Here is a 19,471-nt window from a genome sequence, read left to right on the forward strand (position 1 = left end):
TTTTTATTCAGATTTAGCAAAAATTTACGAGCTCTTTTCTCTTGAAAGATAAAACGTTCCAACCTTAATTATTTCTGATAAGAATACAGCGGCAAGAGATATCGCTCCAATTTTGACTGACATAGTTTTAAACATCCATGGCAATATCGAAACAGAAGGGAGCATGAAGAACAGCCTGAATGGTGTTTGAAAATAAACTATCCAGCTCACATACTTCCATTTTTTTAAGAACATTACAGCAGAAAAAACAATTGATATATTAAGCAATAATGAAAATAAAAAAAAGACTAGCGAATAAGCCCCTTGCTGCGGATAAATACTGCTAAAAGACAACACATCATCAATTAAAGGAATTCGTCCCTGAGAGATATTCAGCCAGATAAACCTGGCGATATAAATGAGATCAAACACCGCCCAAAAATAAAATACGTGGTTCTGTTTTAATCTTAATTTCATTTAATTCCCTCATAGACATCATCAGCGGTCGTTGGTTGCCAGTACCATGACTGACCTGTAACAGCCCAGGCATCGTCACCTTCCAGAAAAGTTTGCGTTACTTTTCTCTGTTCTCCGTAACGATGTACTGCTGATTGCTGCTCTGTCTCTTCTGTAGCATCAGATGGCAAAGGCTGCCATTCCTGAATTTTATCTCTTTTCGTATTCATATAGTCCTTCCCTTCAGAGCCAAAAACACGCCCCTCATCTCCCATAGAAGTTAAGCGGTTGATTGCCATAACTGCGGTATTCTTCAACCCGTGATAATCATGATCAACAGTAACCCAATGCCCAGGCCCTTCATCCTTTTGCTCACGTGGGAACTCAATTTCCATTTTACCTGGAGTTGATGAGTAAAACGGTGCAGTCTTCCCTGACGAGTCCGATATACCTTCAAGCACCTCGCCATCTGGAGAGGTTACTCTATAACTGGTGAATGGTTTGATATCCCCTGACTCAGGATCGGTAACAGTAAACGTTCCGCCATACCCCTTAGGAAAAGTCACCGGGGGTGTGTCTAAACTGGCAGGTCCTGTCTGATTAACATTGGCCGCTTTCAGCAAAATATTCCCCGGACATCCCAGTTCAATATTCCCACCGCTAAGTTTTATATAAGCACCACCGCAACTTAAAATCAGTTCCTTGCTGGCATTCACCTTCACGCTCCCCTGACCACTGGCGACAGTGATGTCCTGTAATGCTGAGACATTCATGGCATCAGCTTGTGCCTGAATATCAACCTTCCCAGCCCCGGCATACATTTTGATCCCTGCAGCCTGTGCAAACAAACTTACAGCCTCGCTTGCCGCTACAGTGAATGATTGCCCGGTGCTGATATCCGTGTTTTTACCTGACATGAGACCAATACTTGCACCACCAGAAGCAAGCCGGACAGCCTCAGGGCTGAGAATGCCTATACCAGCGGGTGCACTGGCCAGCATTCCTGGCATTTTCAGATATTTCAGTGAGCTGTTTAGCGTCTTCTGGCTGTCGATGTCAGATACCGTTGCCTGTGCCCCTTTCGCAGCAGCCTGGAGGCTTCTTGCCAGCGTGAGTGCCTGCTCCAGTTGTTCTACAGCCCTGTCCATTTCAAGCATTTTACTGCCGACGTCAGGCTGAGCATCTGCAGTGAGTAGAATCCCCTTACCACCACGAACGCTGACCCAGTCGTTAGTGCGCAGCTCCGCCCCCTCACCACGAAGAACCCTGGAAGCATTGACGTTGTGCCCTAAATTAAGTTGGGTCTTACCGCCATACTCCGTACTGAGCTTGATATGCTCTTCGCCGCGCTTGTCTTCCATCCGCAGCTTGTTCAGGCCAGCTGTGCGGATAACATTGCGCGTGCTGTTGGCCTCAGTGACGTGGTCAACGTGGCGGGAATCATGCAGCGCGTGGGCGATGTACGGCCGGTCCGGGTCGCCCTCATGGAAGGCAATGGCGACTTCAGTGCCCTGTATCAGCGGGAAGTGGAAGCCGTACTTGTCACCACCGTAAGGTTTGGCGAAGCGCACCGGCATACTTTCCATGCCCTGACGCTTGTCGTCGCGGTCGGCATCGAATTTTACCCGGTACATACCTGAGGCATCCTGCCAGGCATAGATGTCGTTATCCTTGGCGCTGGTCACACGCGCCGTCAGGGTGCCGCTGACCACCGGACGCCTTTTAGCAGCAGGACGCCAGCATCGGTTCTCGTAGTAAGGCATCCCTTCCCACGTCACTGACAGAGCATTCTTACGGCTGGCGATATAGCCCGTGCGGGTAATGATGATGCCGTTGTCCGTTTCTGATGGTAGCGTTGGCGGTACCGCCAGTTCACGGATGGTCAGCACCTGGGCCGGTGAAAGCAGGGCATCATTGCTGCAGCCGCTGACAGTCGTCTGTCCGGACAGAAAACGTTCGTGCTCCAGGCGCGCCCAGAAGTTACCGGTTTCTGCTGACGGTGTAATTTTGTCACCCCGCTCAAGATGACGCGGCAGATAGTGATAGACTTCACCGTAGGTCACACCGTCACCGTCACCACGGGTCATGTCAGCCGGTACAGAAGTCAGGACATTCTGGGCTTCACGGTGATTGTAATCACTGGCGATGACCGTGCGCTCCACCACGTTGTGTCGGACGTTAACGCCCCATACCGAGTCCGCTGCATTATCACTCATTCCCGACGGGCTGCTGAGTGGCAGAGATTTACCGAACGTCCAGGCACTCTGTTTGTCAGCGAAGTGCACCACCTCAGTCTGCGTGTCGGGCTGCAGGGTGAAGAAGTAGACAATCCCCACTTCGGCCAGCAGACGCTCAATGAAGGCGAGGTCGTCTTCCTTGTACTGGTTAATCTGTTCACGCTTCGGATAGTCGGCTTTGAGGGTGAACTCAAACTCCCAGCCTTTCAGGCCGTGCTCCTGCAAGACTTCGGTGACCACTTCCGGTACCGACTTGTTGACGAAAAAGCGGTGGGTACGGAATTGCCTGCGCAGCAGAGACAGGAACGGCTCAATAATAATCTGGTACGTCGCCTGGTCACGTGAACCGCTGATACGCTTAAAATGCGTTACCACGCCATGAACCACTTTCTGCCCGGTCAGCCCCATCAGTGGCCCGGTTCCCATGGTCAGCGTGGCAGGCCTGGTCAGCAGCTGCGCTGCGCTGATATTCTGGTCGCTGCTGGTAAAAAGAATGGTGTAGTGGTAAAGCTCACTCATGAACTCCTGTCCGCTGAATTCTTCCACATCCAGTGAGGCTGTACAGGACGGAATATCCAGACGGTAGCGATTCAGTCCGCCTTCCGTTAGCGCAGACAGGGTGTTATTAAGCGTATCTGTCAGACTCATGATATTGACTCCATGGGATAACCTGCTGTCCATGACTTTCTTGCCGGCGGGCAAGTAACAGGTTTAAGTACTTAGTGAGTAAGAAAAAGAGTGATTACAATTCCAGCCCCGACAGTGCAATGAGGGCTTTAATCAGTTATACGGTCATTTCAAAATTATTCATGCCGTATTCGCCGTCGCCACTAATGGTATAAAGCGCTTAACAGACGTGTAAAAAATGCATCCGGAAAAAACAGCACACTCATTATGACTAAACTAATAAAAATAAAAATCTTCATTGTTTTTATGCCGGAACACTATTCAGAGACTTTAATTGAACCATAGGGCCTTGCAAGTTCCCGGTCGGTCAAAGGGAAACTATATACTTGATTATTATTAACCCCCACACCGACAACAAAACTTCTTGATTCATTATGACTTCTGGTCGAGCGCAATAAAACTCGACGATATATTTATTGCCACTTACAAAGCCATAGAAGGAAGACGGAATACAGAGCTCTCCATCTGAAACAATGAGATCAGGAGAGAAGTTATATTTTTTTTCTTTCGAGGATGTTCCGCGTAAATTGATGGCAATAGCAACAGGTTGATAATCCTTCGCATCCTTGATCTTAATACATACCTCCCCTCCCTTCGAACTGGCTAACGAGGTTTCGTCCGGTACCATTCTGTCACCTGGGCCAGGACACCCTGTAAGTATCATTAGGCACACACTGAGTAAAAGCGTTTTAGATAGTGTCCTCACCATGGCCCCCCCCCGCAATGCATTTCGATATTGTTCTCTTATTATCGATTCCGATGTATCACCATCTAGCGTAACAATCGGATATTTTTTTATTTCAAGATAATTCCATGCATCATATCGAAATTTCTGGAGGACAAAATTATCTGCAATAATCTGCGCCTGCTGCTCCATCGGGTATTCACTTAACAGACGGCCATCGAGTGTGTAACGATAGCTCACCATCCAGCTCACCAGGCCCCGTCCAATAACATTCATCCCTCTTTCCCGTTGCCAGGCATGACTCATTTCATGGATGAATAGATGCTGCATATGATCGGTCGACTGATCCTACCCGCGAAAAGTCATCATGGTACTGATTACGAAAATAGAGCTCACCATTCGGCGTCATTGCCACATTCTCGCCCTGTAATCCAAAAGGCAGATAACTGCCATATTGAAGGTTACTCTCTTAACCAATTGGGCCAGTCTGAATTTGTCACCCAGACTCTCCCGTCGATGACCGGAGTCAATAAAGTCATATCCCAGATAGCAAAAGCTATCCAAAAAAACAGTACGGCGGCAATAACTAGCATAATAAAGAACATTACTTACCTCCGAGACTGCTATTCATCAATTCTTAATCATTTCATCATACGGCCTCAGGATCTCCATATCGTTGGGTCGTATGCTATGAACCACACCTTTACTCACCTCCAGCGCTGAAACAATACGTCGAGGACGGTCTGCATGCCTGAAAGAGGCAAAGCTGGCTTGAATGAAATACTGGCCATCTTTATTAAACTTATAAAATGATGGTGGAATACAAAGAAATTCATTATTTATCCGTAACTGTGGGCTGAATATTATTTTTTCATCTTTTGGTTTTGTTCCCCTGGGATTAATAGATATGTACTTTAATACATAGTCATCGCCACCATTGACAGAGAAGCAAACACTCCCATCATTAACAATGATATGCCCCTCTTCATCTGGCTTCAGTCTGTCGCCAGGCCCCGGACATCCTGTTAAGGTCTGCAAACATATAACAGCAAGCAGGCCTGCACGCATAACCCGAAAAATTATCGGTATCACCATGGAAATCCTCTTAACGCGTTTTTATATCCTTGTTTAATGACAGCTTCAGAAATATCACCATCCAAAGTTATACTGTGGTCAATCCTCAGCTTTAACCAGCCATAATACCCTTCACTTTGCAAAGAAAAATTATCTGCAATGATTTGTGCTTGCTAAATGCGTTACCACGCCATGCACCACTTTCTGCCCGGTCAGCCCCATCAGTGGCCCGGTTCCCATGGTCAGCGTGGCAGGCCTGGTCAGCAGTTGCGCTGCGCTGATATTCTGGTCGCTGCTGGTAAAAAGAATGGTGTAGTGGTAAAGCTCACTCATGAACTCCTGTCCGCTGAATTCTTCCACGTCCACTGAGGCTGTACAGGACGGAATATCCAGACGGTAGCGGTTCAGCCCGCCTTCAGCTAGCGCAGACAGGGTGTTCTTAAACGTATCTGTCAGACTCATGATATTGACTCCATGGGATAACCTGCTGTCCATGACTCTCTTGCCGACGGGCAAGTAACAGGTTTAAGTACTTAGCGAGTACGAAAAAGAGTGATTACAATTCCAGCCCCGAGAGCACTGGCGAGGGTTTTAATCAGCGACGCGGTTATTTCAAAATTGTCTATGCCGTATTCCCCATCACCTCTGACGGGAATAAAATGCTTAACAAACATGTAAATAAGAGCATCAGGAAGAAATAGGCCCCCAACGACAATGAACAGAAAGAAGGTAAAAACTCTCACTCGGCTAACCACCCCGACGCAGGAATAGAAGAATAAATCATATATTTACAAGAAAAGCTCTAAACACGGACACTTATTACACTTGCTATTCTGACACCTGAATTGAGCCATAAGGCCTTGCGAATTCGCGATCTGTCAAAGGGAAATTATACACTTGATTATTATTAATACCGACACCAACGACAAAGCTTCTCGCTTCTTTATTATCAAGGGTTGGATGAAGTACAAACTCAACAATATACTTGCTACCATTTTCAAAATGAAAATAAGATGGAGGAATACATAATTCACCTTCAATAACCTTAAGGCCGGGAGAAAAATTAAAATCTTTCTCCTTTGAAGGCGTCCCTCGCAGATTGATACCCATATCTACTGGCTGATAATCTTGTGCATTATCAATATTCACGCAAACATTATCACCCTTTTTACTCACCTGTGCAGTTTCATCAAAACGAAATCTGTCACCTGGTCCAGGGCATCCCGTCAGGATTGGAAGACAAAAAAACGCTAACAACAAAGAGTTAAGCTTAATAAAATAGTTACTTCTCACCATGGAAAACCCCTCAAAGCATTTTTATATCCCTCACGTATCACCGACTCAGAAGTATCCCCATCGAGCGTAATATCGGGATATCTTTTATTTTCAAGGTGACTCCAGATTTCATACCCAAATGTCTGTAAAACAAAATTATCTGCAATAATCTGCGCCTGCTGCTCCATCGGATATTCGCTTAAGAGACGACCATCAAGGGTATAACGGTAACTCACCATCCAGCTCACCAGCCCTCTGAAGATCACATTCATTCCTTTTTCACGCTGCCAGACATGACTCATTTCATGGATGAACAGATGCTGAAAACTGTCGGTTGTCTGTGAGAAATCATCGAAATATAGATCACGAAAATAGATCTCCCCGTTCGGCGTCATCGCCGTATTCTTATCCTGTAAATTGAAAGGAAGATAACTCTCTCTGTGGATCCATACTTTCGAATAATCAATAGTGGATAAAAAAACAGATTGTGCCAGCTGTATCTCACCCGTCGTAAGTAGCCTGGCACCACCTTCTTTAATTCTGAACTGATCCTGAGTTTCTTCAGTCATGTTTAAACTCCAGCCCAATCCCCTCTTCCTCACTCCAGCTAAGGCGTAGCGACTGTGGTTTCTGTCTGGCGGCCATATGGGTCAGCAGCTGCTGACTCAGCACCGGCAGGATTTGCTGGTTGAGCAGGCTGTCGACGTTGCGCGCGCCGGTATCCGGCAGCAGGCAGGCGGCAGTCAGCGCGTCATACAGGCTCTCCCCGATCTGCGTAGTCAGACCGTAGTGACGGTTGAGGCGCTTGCTGACCTGTGCGAGCTTCATTTGCACGATGGTGCGCATGGCAGGCTCACTCAGCGGACGGTAAATCACGGTCTGGAAGCGCGCCAGCAGCGCGGGCTGGAAGTGGTCACGCAATATCGGGCGCAGCAGTTCGTGCAGGTCTGCTTCGGTGGATTCTGGTTGTTCGTCCAGCAGCTGCATCAGGGGGTCGCTGCCGAGGTTGGAGGTCATCAGGATCACGGTGTTGCGGAAGTCGATTTCACGCCCTTCGCCGTCGCGCATAAAGCCGCGGTCGAAGACCTGATAGAACAGGTTCATAACGTCGCGGTGCGCCTTTTCCACTTCATCCAGTAGCACCACGCTGTACGGACGCTTGCGCACCGCTTCGGTCAGGATACCGCCCTGGCCGTAGCCGACATAGCCCGGCGGCGAGCCTTTCAGCTGCGACACGGTATGCGGCTCCTGGTACTCGGACAGGTTGATGGTGATCAGCGATTTTTCACCGCCGTACAGCACATCCGCCAGCGCCAGCGCGGTTTCGGTTTTACCGACGCCACTCGGACCGACCAGCAGGAACACGCCCTGCGGCCCGTTCTCGCTGGTCAGCCCGGTTTTAGCGGCGCGCAGCCGCTGCGCGATGGCGTTAAGCGACGCCTGCTGGCCCACTACGCGCTGGCCGATTTCCGCTTCCAGTGTCAGCAGTTCGGTCTGCTCGTCCTTCATTAATGAGGAAAGTGGCACCCCGGTCCAGTCGGCAATCACGTTGGCAACCGTGCGGGTGTCCACATCCACCTGAACCAGCACGTCGCCCTGCTGTGCCTGTTCGAGCTGCTGCTGCAGGACGGAAATGTCTGCCTGCAGGCTGATGTCCTGGCGGCTTGCCATCAGCTGCTGCGCCAGCGCCTTTTCAGTGCTAAAACGTGCTTCCTGCTCCCCGATACGCGCGTCCAGATCAGCCCGCTGCTGCTCAATCACCCCCAGGCGGTCACCATGACGGTTGTTGCCGGCGGCGATATCTTCCAGCAGCGCCTGCTCTTCCAGTTCCAGCGCGGTCAGCTGTGCTTTCAGGCGCACAATTTGTTCAGGCACGGTATCGAGACTCATACGTACGCGGGCGGCGGCGGTGTCGAGCAGGTCAACGGCCTTATCCGGCAGCTGGCGACCGGTCAGGTAGCGGCGGGAAAGCGTAACGGCCGCACGCACGGCGTCATCGGTGATGTGCACGTTATGGTGTTCGGCATAGCAGGATTTCAGGCCTCTGAGCATCAGGCAGGCGGTTTCGTCGTCCGGTTCGTCCACTTTTACCATCTGGAAGCGGCGCTCCAGCGCGGCATCCTTCTCGAAGTACTGCTTGTACTCGCTCCAGGTGGTGGCGGCGATGGTGCGCAGCTCGCCGCGTGCCAGGGCCGGTTTCAGCAGGTTTGCGGCATCCGCCCCCCCCGCCTGATTGCCCGCACCGATAATGGTGTGGGCTTCGTCGATAAACAGCAGAACCGGCACAGGCGACTGCTGCACCGCATCGATGACGTTTTTCAGACGCTGTTCAAATTCACCTTTCACGCCTGCCCCTGCCTGCAACAGGCCGAGGTCAAGGGTGCGCAGGATGACGGTTTTCAGCGATTCAGGCACGTTGCCTTCAGCAATCCGCAATGCCAGGCCTTCCACCAGTGCGGTTTTGCCGACGCCCGGTTCACCGACCAGGATCGGGTTGTTCTTGCGGCGTCTTGAGAGGATATCCACCATCTGGCGGATTTCCGTGTCACGGCCAAACACCGGGTCAATCTTGCCCTCTTTCGCTTTAGCAGTGACATCGAGGGTGAATTTATCCAGCGCGTTCTGCAGCGCCGGGTTCAGTTCGCCCTCTTTCAGCTCTGCACCCACAGGACGCCCCACAAACTCCACCTCACCGCCATGCCCCTGGGCCAGTTCGGCCTCAAACTGTAGCTCCGGGCGTTCATCAGACTGTGCATCCAGCAGCGGGCGCAGGCGGGAAAGCTGACTCATCCCGAGCGTCAGCAACGGCCACAGTCCGTCACAGTGAGCAAGCCGCTGATTTTCCGTCAGTGCCATCAGCAGATGAACGCTGCGGATACTCGGCTCTCCGGCAAGCGAGGCCAGCATCCAGGCTTCCTGCAGCAGTTTCTGGGTATCAGCAGATAGCTGCGGGCGATTGCGTACTGAGCGCGGCTGATTATCCAGCCAGCCCAGTAAATCCTGCCAGATGGCATCCATATCCCACTCGTAGCGGCGCGCAAGCACCGTCAGGTCACCTTCCCCCTGTTCAAGCAGCTTCAGCAGCCAGTGCTCCGGCAAAATTTCCGCGTGGGCACGGGTCTGGCAGAGCGAAGCCGCGCCTTCCATCGCACGGGCACAGTAAGGGTTCAGACGTCGCAGCAGGATGGCTGGATTTTCCATGAATTTCTCTCTTTGTCGGTTCCTGGACACGCTACCGCCCATCGCTGTTTCCCGTGAAGGGGACCAGAGCGCATACGGTCGGGCTGGCAGTTTGTGGGTTTCTTTGCTGAACGCCCGCGAGCTGCAGACGTTCAGCAAAACAGCGGAAAGGTCATCCCCCTCCGCTTAAAAACGAGGATTACGCTAAAGAGTTCGTGTCGCAGGAAGGCGGCAAGTTCGTAAGTCTCCGGGAACAGAGATAACTATGTGACCGGAGCGAGCGAACGCAGCCAACGCACCTGTGGCGCGAAATATGACGCGTAATCACGCGGTGGCGCGTTCGTTCCAGCTATCGGAATGAATGATGTTGCCGTCTTTGTAGGTCCAGGTGATTTTTTCGTAACGCAGCTCGATGGTTTCGAGGTGGTTATGCTTCTCGTAGCCCGGGTCTTTGATGTCGTGCATTTTCGGCGCGACTTTCACCAGCTTGACGTTCTCCAGTTTGGTGTTGAAGTACTCCACTTCCTGGCCCGCATCGTTGATTTTGTACCACCTGAATTCGGCAGACTTGAGGGTCTGACCGGTGGTCACCGCCTTGTACAGGTACGGGCTGGAGGAGTCGATTTCCTTGGTGAACAGGAACGGGGTGTGGATACGGGTACCGGTCAGCTTGCCGGTGTTGTTATCGGTCGGGATGTACAGGTTATGTTCCTGTGCCACCACTTCGATGCTGCCTTCACGGTCTTTCACGTCCACGGAACCTTTGATGTCCGCACCGCCGTCGTCTTTCAGCCACAGATAGACTGGAATTGCCATGTGTTACTCCTTATCAGAACTTACTGTTGTGTCATCATCCTGTGATGACGTCTGGGATACTGATGCCAGGCAGGCGTCTGCCTGCGGCACCAGACTGATTTCGACCCGGCGGTTCAACGCACGACCTTCCGGGGTATCATTAGTTGCGATCGGGCGCGTGGCGCCGTAACCCTGTACCGCAAAGCAGCTTTCCGCGATATCGCCGGTGTCGCGCATCCAGTCACGCACGGCTTCCGCACGTCTCTGGGACAGCGTCTGGTTAAGCAATGCACTGCCGGTGTTATCGGTATGGCCGGACACGACAATCAGCCAGCCCGGTTTGGCTTTGATGCCTGCCAGCGAGTTCACCAGTAGTTTGGTGGAACCGGGCTTGAGGTCGAACCTGCCCGAGTCAAACAGCGACATGCTGTCGAGACGAAGGATTTTCGCATCCTGAATGATTTTCTTAATGACCGGTGGTGGCGGTGGCGGCGGCGGTGCCCAGTCACTGACGGCGGCCTCAACGGACGGCACCAAGCGCAGCCCCTGATACAGACCCAGGCGATAACGCAGTGGCTCCCCGCGACGCTGCCAGTCGTCCAGCAATGCGCCATCGGCCCTGAGGCGCTGCTGCGCACGCAGTTTCGGTGCCACAGGCTTACCGGTCATCTGGTGATACAGTGCAAGGTGATCGCCAACATTACGGATGAGGCGCTGGTTGTTCATCCAGGACGCCAGCATGGCGAGTGCCAGGAAAATCCCGCCCAGAAATGCGGCGTAACGCCAGAACACCATTCTGCGGCTCACGCCTCGCCGCCGCGGTAATGCTGGCAGCAGCAGTTCAGGCAGCGGCAGTGGTTCTGTGGTGACAACGGCATCCGGTGGCAGCGCCGTCACGGAAGTGATGTGCTGTTGCCAGAGATTGCCCGCGATGCCGCTCACCGGCACCATGCACATACCCTGCACACAGGGCTTCATCACCGGTAGCTCGCCCTGCCGTAGCGACAGCAGGTCATTCACCGCGCTGCTCTGCCAGGCAAGCAGACTGTCCAGCCACAGGCCCTGGCTCAGACGCGAAAGACGCCCGTCTGAGCCGGTCTCCCGGGTCCATTCCGTCAGTGACACATTGCCCTGACCGGGCTGATACACCTGAATACCGCTTCGCTGGCTTACCGTGGTAAACCAGACGGGCTCTGCCTCCGCGCAGGCTACAGGGGGCGATACCCAGGTGACGGTCCACAGCGGGGGGAGAGTGCCCAATGCCGCACGGCACTGGGCGACAGCCCGCTGCCAGCCCCGCAGGGACTGGGTAAAATCATCAATGGAGGTGTGCTGTTCAGGTACCACCGCCAGCATGACGGAGATTTGCGACACCAGGGCCGGGCGCACCAGGCTCAGGTGCTGTGCAAAGAGAGGCAGCTGTTCCGCATCCTTCACACACAGATACCAGCCCTGCCGGGTTTCCCGGTGACGGGAACCGGACACAAACAGCGGGGTGTTGTCGCCACAGACGAGGATAACCGCCCCCTGAAAATCTTCCGGCGGCAGGTTTTCATCCGCAATCTCACGGACAGCGGTGGCCCGCGCCTGAGAAGCCCGAAGCTGACGCCAGATCATCACCCCGGACACCAGAAAAACCAGCAGGCTGAGTGCCACGCGGCTACCCGTGGACAGTGGCCAGAATTCCAGAACGAGCCACAGCGCCAGCAGGCCACCCAGAGCAGTTAACAGACTTCGGTACGCAACCTGCATCGCTTACCCCGGCCTGACGATCTGGCTTACCCGTTCGGTAAGCGAAGACGAAAGGAAGAACCAGAGTGCGACAAGGGCGACAGCGGCCACAACCCAGCTCAGCCAGTACCCGCGACGGCCGCTGCGCAGGCGTGATGCCCGGGCAACAATGGGGGCATCCTGCGCCAGCGTAAAGGCCGGCACCCGCTCACCCAACGCCCGCACCACATCTTCACGTCGTTCATCGTCTTCAGCCCGGTATTGGCCAACAAAGCCCAGTTGCAAAGTGCGGTACATGCAGGTCAGTACCGCGATGTCTGGTGCCGTTTCTTTCAGCAGGTTGCGAATACGTTCCCACACCTCTTCGCCTGCATTCAGAGTGCCAAAAAAGTGCGCCTGAAGCGGGTCACGCCGCCAGGTCAGGTAACCGTCATCGCTGGATCCGCGGTTCAGCACGCTCTCATCAAGCAGGGCACACAGCGCATAGACCATGTGATCACGGCTGATATCGCTGTAGCCGGCCTCCTTCAGCGCGGCTTTCGCCTCCAGCACCAGACGACAGGCCCGACGGTAGAGCCCCTCCCCGTCACGGACCTCCTGTCCGCCCCGTAGCTGGCTGACCATCAGCCAGCCGGGGTAGAAAATACGCTCAATTTGACTCATTTCTGATGTATTCATGTGCGCAGCACCGCAAAGAGTTCAAGATCCACATCCCCCAGTGATCGCGGGGTATAGAAGGTGCAGCTTCCCGCTTCCAGCATCGCCCGCGCCGCCTCACTACTCAGATCCAGCGAGAAATACTGGTTCTCAAGGCGTAACGGGATAGCGGCCGGCACATGGGTCAGCGGCTTGATAACTATCCCGCTCAGGGCCACATTCACCACATCCGAAACATCATCAAAGCTGCCCGCTTTACACAGCTGCGGGAATTTTGTCTGAAGTTCATGGTTCGACATGGAGGAGCGTACGGAAAGGTAGAAATCCGCCCCTTCGCGCAGGCGCGCATCGTGCAGGGCACCTTTCCAGATCTGATCCTGATGCTCCAGGTGAATACTCACCACCCGTGACGGCAGGCTCGCTTCCAGCAGCTTATCGAGCAGTGCCAGCAACGGCGGGAATACCCGCTCCGGTGCATCATGCTGATAAGCAGGAATATCCCCGGCGTCGTGTTCCAGAGAGAAAGTCAGCAGGCTGCCGGCCAGACGGGTCAGTTCGCGATACAGCAGTTCCGGGTGACGCTCCGGTGTCTGCAGCAGCTCCGTCAGCACCGGCCCGGCGCTGTTCAGGGCATTGAGCAGCCAGAACAGGGAGACATCCGCAACTGCAAAATCTGCCATCCGCTCATTGCTCTCACGACGCATGGCCATCAGGCGACGGCGGCGGGCCTGCAGACGAACCAGCAGGTCACCCAGTTCGGTGGCAAGCCACGGGCTGGCAGCAACAGAAAGCATCGGCGGGATGAAAGCCGGGTCCCGGCTCCACTGCCCCTGGGCATTACGTACCAGACGGGCCACCGGACAGGTCAGGTATGCTGTGTTTTCCTGGCTGGACAGACGCAGGGTCAGCGCATGACGCAGAATCGCGAGTTCCCCGCGTTCATGCCCGGCCAGTTCCTGCACCACCACACGCTCCGCTTTCCAGCGACGCGGGCGCTCACTGTCCTGCCCGTTATTGAGGTTGCCACCACTGGCGCTCAGCAGCGGCAGTGCGACAACCACGTCAACAGGCTCACTGCCCGCTGCAACAGATAAATCACAGACCGGAGGGAGCCTGTCCGCCAGGTCGGTATCAACAAGGGTTCCGTCCTGAAAGCGCACCACCAGACGGGTGGCGTTCAGACGCGAGAGCGCCAGTGCGGCATCGTCAAATTCTGCCGCAACCACGCCCCAGGGATGAGAAATACCCATCCGGGCGACCATGTCGGCGACGTGCGCCTCCCAGCGGGCCTGCTGCTGGAACTGTTGTGGGGCCAGCATGGCCCCGTCAGTCCATAACGGACGATAGATTTTCATCCCTGTTAACCTGCCTTACGCTTTCGCTTTCGGCATCTGGGAAACCAGAGACAGATTGACGTCCATGCCTTCCACCTGGAAGTGTGGGATAGCGAACAGCCTGACGCGGAAGAAGCCCGGGTTATCTTCGATATCTTCGACAATTACTCTGGCATCGCGCAGCGGATGGGAAGCCTGCAGCTCGTCACCCGGATCGGTCATTTCCGTGACCAGGCCGCGCACCCAGGTATTCAGCTCCAGCTCCAGCAGGCGGCGATCCTTGGTGGTGCCGATGTTTTCGCGCTGGATCAGCTTCAGGTAGTGCGCAATGCGCGACAGCAGGAAGATGTACGGCAGGCGTGAGTTGATGCGGCTGTTGGCGGTCGCGTCTGCGGTGTCGTACAGCGCCGGTTTCTGCGTTGAGTTGGCGGAAAAGAAGCACGAGTAGTCGCGGTTTTTGTAGTACGACAGCGGGATAAAGCCGAGGTTGGCGAACTCAAACTCGCGGGTTTCCGGAATCATCACTTCACTTGGGATCTTCACCTGATTGCCGGTGCCAAGGTCATAAAGGTGGATCGGCAGATCGGTTACCGCTCCCCCGGCCTGCGGGCCACGGATCTGCACGCACCAGCCGTTGTTGATAAAGCTTTTCACCATATTAGCGGCGAAGGCAAACGAGGCATTGGTCCACAGGTACTTATCGTGCTCCGGGCCTTTCACTTCTTCCACGTAGTTGAAGCTGCGCACCGGCACGGTATCCGGGCCGTACGGCAGGCGCCCGAGCACGCGCGGCATCACCAGCCCGATATAGCGTGAGTCGTCAGTGTCACGGAATGACTTCCATTTGATGTATTCGGCGCGGTCAAAGTAGTTGCCGATATCTTTAATCGCCGCCACGTCTTCCATGTTGTCTTTCAGGAAGAACTGCGGGCCGGCGGAGCCGATAAACGGCATATGCGCGGAAGCAGCGACTTTGGAGATGTTGCGCAGCAGCGCCACGTCCTGCGCCGAGGCGTCGAACTCGTAAGAGGAGATCAGTGCGCCAATCGGCTCGCCGCCCGGGGTATCGTACTCAGCGATGTAGGTGTGCGCATACAGGCCGCTCTGAATGATTTCCGGCGAGTCTTCAAAGTCCTGGCGCAGATCGTCCTTGGACAGGTCCAGCACTTCGATTTTCACGTTCTGCCGGAAGTCAGTTTTGTCCACCAGCGACTTCAGGCCGCGCCACAGGGATTCCACCTGCTGAAACGCGTCATGGTGCATCACGGCGTCGAGCTGGCGGCTGATCTGCCCATCCAGTAGCGCGATATGGTGGTCCAGCAGGGTTTTGTCCAGCCTGTCGATGCCGGAGCCTGACTGGTTCAGGCACTCAACCAGCACTTTCATTGCGGCAGTGACACGCTCGTCGACGCTGGCATCGGACATCGCCTGGCTGTCCTGCCAGATATCCAGGTCGCTGAGGTGCGTGACCGGGCTGAGGTTAATTTTTTCAAACAGGGAGGCGTAAACGCCGCCCACAGCAGGGCGATCCAGGACGGTGTGACCACCGGTGGAGGAGGTTTCATTTTGCACAGACATCAGCATTCTCTCGTATTAATCCATTAATCGGGTCATCGCCGGGGGTTACGCCTTTTGAGGCGCGAGGGCAGATAATTCGCTACGCAGTTCGTCACTCAGTGCCGGGTTTTTCAGTATGGTTTCCAGTTCCTTGCGGAAGGTGACGTTATCCAGCAGGTTGGCCTTGAGGTCGCGCAGCAGGTTGCGCATTGCCAGCATGGCTTTGAGCTGGGGGATCTGGCGGGCGACCTGCTCCGGAGTGAAGTCTTTCATGTCGCGGAAGGTCAGCCTGACGTTCTCTTCGCTGCCGTCGCCGGCCAGCGTGTTTTCAACGGAGATATTGAGTACCGGAGAGAACTCCGCCAGCACGCTGTCGAAGTTGTTTTTATTGACGTTGACTTTCTCACGCTCGGACAGCGCACGCTGCTCCTGACCGTTACTGAAATCACCGGTGACCAGCAGCTTTAGCGGCAGTTCCATTTTTTTCTGCGCGCCGCCGGTATGCAGATCCAGCCGGATATTGACACGCGCTTTTGGAATCTCATTCTGATAAGAGTTGCTCATATTTACTCCTGTAAAAAATGGGCAAGGAAAGCGACATAAACACACCTTCCTTGTGTGGGTAGAGATGACTATAAAGTAATCTTTTTACAGGGAGCAAGCGTTTAGATCATATGCTCGACCATGATTTATATAGGAATTTTCTTGAAATTTGAGTTAAGTCTATGAATGAAATGGTTTAACCTCAGGGAGGCATTTTGATAAACAGAAGCGGTTTTCAGGCGATAAGGAGGGCAGAAGGTCAGTACAATGTCGTTAAAGTAACGTCTAACAATAAGCGGTAATGAAAAATAATTATGGGAATCACTCATTAAATGAGTCTGGGCAGCCACGCAGATGTGAAGGAGGGGATAAAACAGTGAAAAAGACGCCTCTCATCCCCTGCAGTGCTGACTGTGACTGAGAAAAACAGGGAAAAAGAGTGCGTATACGCGACAAAAGTGGACGGCAGGAATAACTGGAAATAACAGGTAATATTCAGCAGAACGGCGCGTTAAATATCGAGCGTTTCTGCTTTTACCCAGGCAATCAGCGGTGAGCCTTTGGCATTCACATAGCCAATATTCACCCATTGGCCTTGGGATGAACGCTGGATGATCCTGATGCGGTCGCCTTTCACCAGATAGCCTCGGGTCTTACTGTTCTCCTTAGCCTCCGTGAACAGAACCGATCGCGATTTCACCGTTGCAGTAGTCTCAGTACGGGTTACATACCGCAGCAAATAACGGTTAATGATCCCTGCCGCTGCGTGATTCGTGTCAGCCAGCCGCTGATAGTCATTGATATTCTCTTTCGCCGGGGCATCACAGCGCAGAAGGTTACTGACGCGACTGGCTTCCAGCAGGGCGAAATCCGATGCTGCCGCTTTCAGTGTAGGCCGCTGGGACAGGAAGTCGAAGGTTTCGGCATCAGGCCTGGCGGAGCCGGCCAGAATATCGTTCTTCCCGGTCCATGTGTAACCGCAGGCTTCACCCGACCAGTCACTGGTGATACAGCCGTTGCGCATATCCACCACGCTGCAATAGGCCCGGTCGGTATAAGTTACCGAGCCATCTTCCTGCACCAGTTCACCGCCAGAAAGGCTGTTGACCACCAGATAGCGCCCGGAGGGAGACACCGGCGACGTGCTCTCATAGACACGGTCAGGCTGCGTAAGGTCAGCCTGACCGTGACGGTTCGAGAACACCATTTTACCCCACATCGCGGTGGCGTAATGTTCCCCCGCTGTTTTCTGAGAAAATGTCAGGGTTCCCCCCATCGGCGAGTGAACTGAAACATCCGCGTAGCTTGTGCCGGCGAAGAGCAGTGAACAGACAATAAGACATGCGTAACAAGGGGTCATCGTTCCCTGAACCTGAATAAATGAAAAAGAGAGGCGAAATATAACACCCGAAGTCAGGCCGGCGTTAATAACGACGATCACCGGTTTACCCGCCCGACTTATTGACCGCCTGAGTTTAAATGTTCTACTATTTGCCGCCTTCATCACCCTCTTACAATAATATCGTCCGGGCATGAAGGATTTTTACTGTTTTCGTTAACTACCCGATACCTATGCCATTCTCCTGATAATTCCGTTTATCCGGGCAGCTGTTCGTTTGCATAAAGGCACAGGTCGGATAACAGGCTAACTTAAGACAAATTTCTGAATTATCAGCACTGACACCAAGAAAATCAGATCCACTTTTTATTAAAGACGTTCTTTCATAATGAAAAAGCGGACAGTTTTTATTCTCAGGCAGGAGAACGGGGTGAAATGAGACAGTATCCATTAAGGAAAATCAGCCTGGTGGCGGCCGTGGTAACGCTGACCTCCAGCTGTGCCACGATGCATCAGGCCGGTCAGGACTACGGTACCGCGATTGGCTGCGTTGGCGGCGCGGCGCTGGGGAGCGGGTTAACCTATCTGCTCACCGGCGATGCCAAAAAAGCCCTCGCGGGTGGATTAATTGGCGGAGTAGCAGGCTGTGCAGCCGGGAATATCTGGCAGAACCGTGAAAAAGCACTGGCCAAAATTGCTGCGGAAGAGCATATCGCTATCCAGACCCGTACGCTGGAAGCGCAGGCGAAAAGCAGCAAACAGGCCGTCGGCCTGGTGGCACAGGTGCAGGACAAAGGCATGTTCGATACCAACAGCGCACAGCTCTCCTCTGATGGTCTGCGTCAGGTCAAAAAACTGGCGGCCGCAATGAAAGAGGGCGATCAGGGAGGGGTGATCCTGGTGGTAGGCCATACCGATGCTACCGGTAATCCGCAGCTTAACCAGCGCCTGTCTGAACAGCGGGCGCAGAACGTCGGCCGGGTGCTGGAACAGGCAGGCCTGAGCGGTAAAAATCTCTTTTTCCAGGGCGCAGGCTCTTCACGTCCGGTCGCAGACAATGATACCAGCGAGGGTCGCGCTGCCAACCGACGCGTAGAGATTGCCGCCCTGGCCAGTGAAGCCCTGTTAAAACAGCGTCTGGAGCAGGAAGGCAGCAACCTCGCCTATCTGCGCTACGGCACCACCAGCGAAAGCGCCAAACCGGCCAGTACGCGCGCACCTGCCCGCAGCAGACCGGCGAAAACCACCCCCGCCGTCAGCAGCGCCCCCCGCACGCCACCGGCGGCCACCGACACCGGGAGTGTCAGAGCGACAGCACCTGCGACCACCGCCTCACGGCCCGGCACCTCCGGCCCGGCGGCGATCGTGGACTTTGGTGGCCAGCCGGTCAGCAGCAGCACCGCCTCACTGGCCGCCAGCCTGAAACCCCGCAGCAGTGGCTTTAGCCTGATTTCCGAAGCCCATGCAGGCGGCGTGATGAAAAGCTGTTACAGCGATAACGCCCGTATCGGTGGTCAGGCGAAAAACCTGGCCAGCGGTCGCACAGTCGAAACCAGCGAAACGAAAAAATACCTGCCGGGCATGAATGGCCGCGCATGGGCCGGGCTGGTTAACGGCCACCTGGTGACCCTCTCTCCGGTACGGGTGCTGAGTGATAACGCCACGGTCACGGAAAATCCGAAGGTGTATATCACCCGCGATTATCAGACCCGGCATAACCGCAAAGCCGATGCGCCGCTTGCCGCCGTCGCCAACGCGTGGGAAGGGGAAGACAGCATCCTGTATCGCGTTTATCTGCAAAATGAGCAACAGCAAGCGCTCTCCTGTATCGATCTGCTGATACCGAAAGAGACGAAGAAAGCGCAGCAGGGACAACTCTTTTACAGCAATCACCACAGCCCATACCAGGCGTCTTACGCCCCCGTTGGCCTTTAAATTCAGG

15 protein-coding genes and 1 pseudogene are annotated in these 19,471 nt (G+C 54.0%); 1 reads left to right on the plus strand and 15 read right to left on the minus strand.

Annotated features, from left to right (window positions below; all coding sequences use genetic code 11):
• Window positions 1-24: 24 nt before the first annotated feature.
• From K6L24_RS19225 to K6L24_RS19295, 15 genes and pseudogenes are all read right to left on the minus strand, one after another.
• Window positions 25-456, minus strand: a complete 432-nt coding sequence (locus K6L24_RS19225) for a hypothetical protein (RefSeq protein WP_222681747.1) — start codon at window positions 454-456, stop codon at window positions 25-27.
• A complete protein-coding gene (locus tag K6L24_RS19230) occupies window positions 453-3,320 on the minus strand; it encodes a type VI secretion system Vgr family protein (protein WP_245006695.1) in 2,868 nt (955 codons plus the stop codon). Before K6L24_RS19230 ends, K6L24_RS19225 begins: the two co-directional genes overlap by 4 nt.
• 346 nt (window positions 3,321-3,666) lie before the next feature.
• Window positions 3,667-4,320, minus strand: coding sequence for a putative T6SS immunity periplasmic lipoprotein (locus K6L24_RS22425; RefSeq protein WP_342393961.1), 654 nt, complete (start codon window positions 4,318-4,320; stop codon window positions 3,667-3,669).
• Window positions 4,321-4,674: 354 nt separating this feature from the next.
• A complete protein-coding gene (locus K6L24_RS19240) occupies window positions 4,675-5,139 on the minus strand; it encodes a putative T6SS immunity periplasmic lipoprotein (protein ID WP_062749649.1) in 465 nt (154 codons plus the stop codon).
• Between the two features lie 156 nt (window positions 5,140-5,295).
• Window positions 5,296-5,580 (minus strand): annotated as a pseudogene (locus K6L24_RS19245) (type VI secretion system tip protein VgrG); the annotation flags it as partial.
• 366 nt (window positions 5,581-5,946) lie between these two features.
• The gene (locus K6L24_RS19250; protein WP_062747973.1) at window positions 5,947-6,414 is read right to left on the minus strand and encodes a putative T6SS immunity periplasmic lipoprotein; all 468 of its coding nucleotides are present in this window, start codon (window positions 6,412-6,414) and stop codon (window positions 5,947-5,949) included.
• A complete protein-coding gene (locus tag K6L24_RS19255) occupies window positions 6,408-6,962 on the minus strand; it encodes a type IV secretion protein Rhs (RefSeq protein WP_222681748.1) in 555 nt (184 codons plus the stop codon). Before K6L24_RS19255 ends, K6L24_RS19250 begins: the two co-directional genes overlap by 7 nt.
• Window positions 6,955-9,594, minus strand: a complete 2,640-nt coding sequence (tssH, locus tag K6L24_RS19260) for a type VI secretion system ATPase TssH (RefSeq protein WP_222681749.1) — start codon at window positions 9,592-9,594, stop codon at window positions 6,955-6,957. Before tssH ends, K6L24_RS19255 begins: the two co-directional genes overlap by 8 nt.
• 303 nt (window positions 9,595-9,897) lie before the next feature.
• Window positions 9,898-10,389 (minus strand): type VI secretion system effector Hcp, encoded by a 492-nt coding sequence (hcp, locus tag K6L24_RS19265; protein ID WP_062747979.1) that lies wholly within the window; start codon window positions 10,387-10,389, stop codon window positions 9,898-9,900.
• 3 nt (window positions 10,390-10,392) lie between these two features.
• Window positions 10,393-12,120, minus strand: a complete 1,728-nt coding sequence (locus tag K6L24_RS19270) for an OmpA family protein (RefSeq protein WP_222681750.1) — start codon at window positions 12,118-12,120, stop codon at window positions 10,393-10,395.
• Between the two features lie 3 nt (window positions 12,121-12,123).
• On the minus strand, window positions 12,124-12,777 hold the full coding sequence (gene tssL, locus K6L24_RS19275; protein WP_062747981.1) for a type VI secretion system protein TssL, short form: 654 nt from the start codon (window positions 12,775-12,777) through the stop codon (window positions 12,124-12,126).
• Entirely contained in the window at window positions 12,774-14,111 is a 1,338-nt protein-coding gene (gene tssK, locus K6L24_RS19280) for a type VI secretion system baseplate subunit TssK (protein WP_222681751.1), read from the minus strand. The genes tssL and tssK overlap by 4 nt, the downstream gene beginning before the upstream one ends.
• Before the next feature lie 15 nt (window positions 14,112-14,126).
• Window positions 14,127-15,674: a type VI secretion system contractile sheath large subunit gene (tssC, locus tag K6L24_RS19285; protein ID WP_062747985.1), complete on the minus strand. Its 1,548-nt coding sequence runs from the start codon at window positions 15,672-15,674 to the stop codon at window positions 14,127-14,129.
• Between the two features lie 39 nt (window positions 15,675-15,713).
• The gene (gene tssB, locus K6L24_RS19290; RefSeq protein ID WP_222681752.1) at window positions 15,714-16,211 is read right to left on the minus strand and encodes a type VI secretion system contractile sheath small subunit; all 498 of its coding nucleotides are present in this window, start codon (window positions 16,209-16,211) and stop codon (window positions 15,714-15,716) included.
• Between the two features lie 490 nt (window positions 16,212-16,701).
• Window positions 16,702-17,550: a hypothetical protein gene (locus K6L24_RS19295; RefSeq protein WP_222681753.1), complete on the minus strand. Its 849-nt coding sequence runs from the start codon at window positions 17,548-17,550 to the stop codon at window positions 16,702-16,704.
• A gap of 414 nt (window positions 17,551-17,964) precedes the next feature.
• Here K6L24_RS19295 and K6L24_RS19300 point away from each other — a divergent pair, with 414 nt between their 5' ends.
• Window positions 17,965-19,464: an OmpA family protein gene (locus tag K6L24_RS19300; RefSeq protein WP_222681754.1), complete on the plus strand. Its 1,500-nt coding sequence runs from the start codon at window positions 17,965-17,967 to the stop codon at window positions 19,462-19,464.
• The last annotated feature ends 7 nt before the right edge of the window (window positions 19,465-19,471 follow it).

Source organism: Erwinia persicina (genome assembly GCF_019844095.1).
Classification (GTDB): Bacteria; Pseudomonadota; Gammaproteobacteria; order Enterobacterales; family Enterobacteriaceae; genus Erwinia; species Erwinia persicina.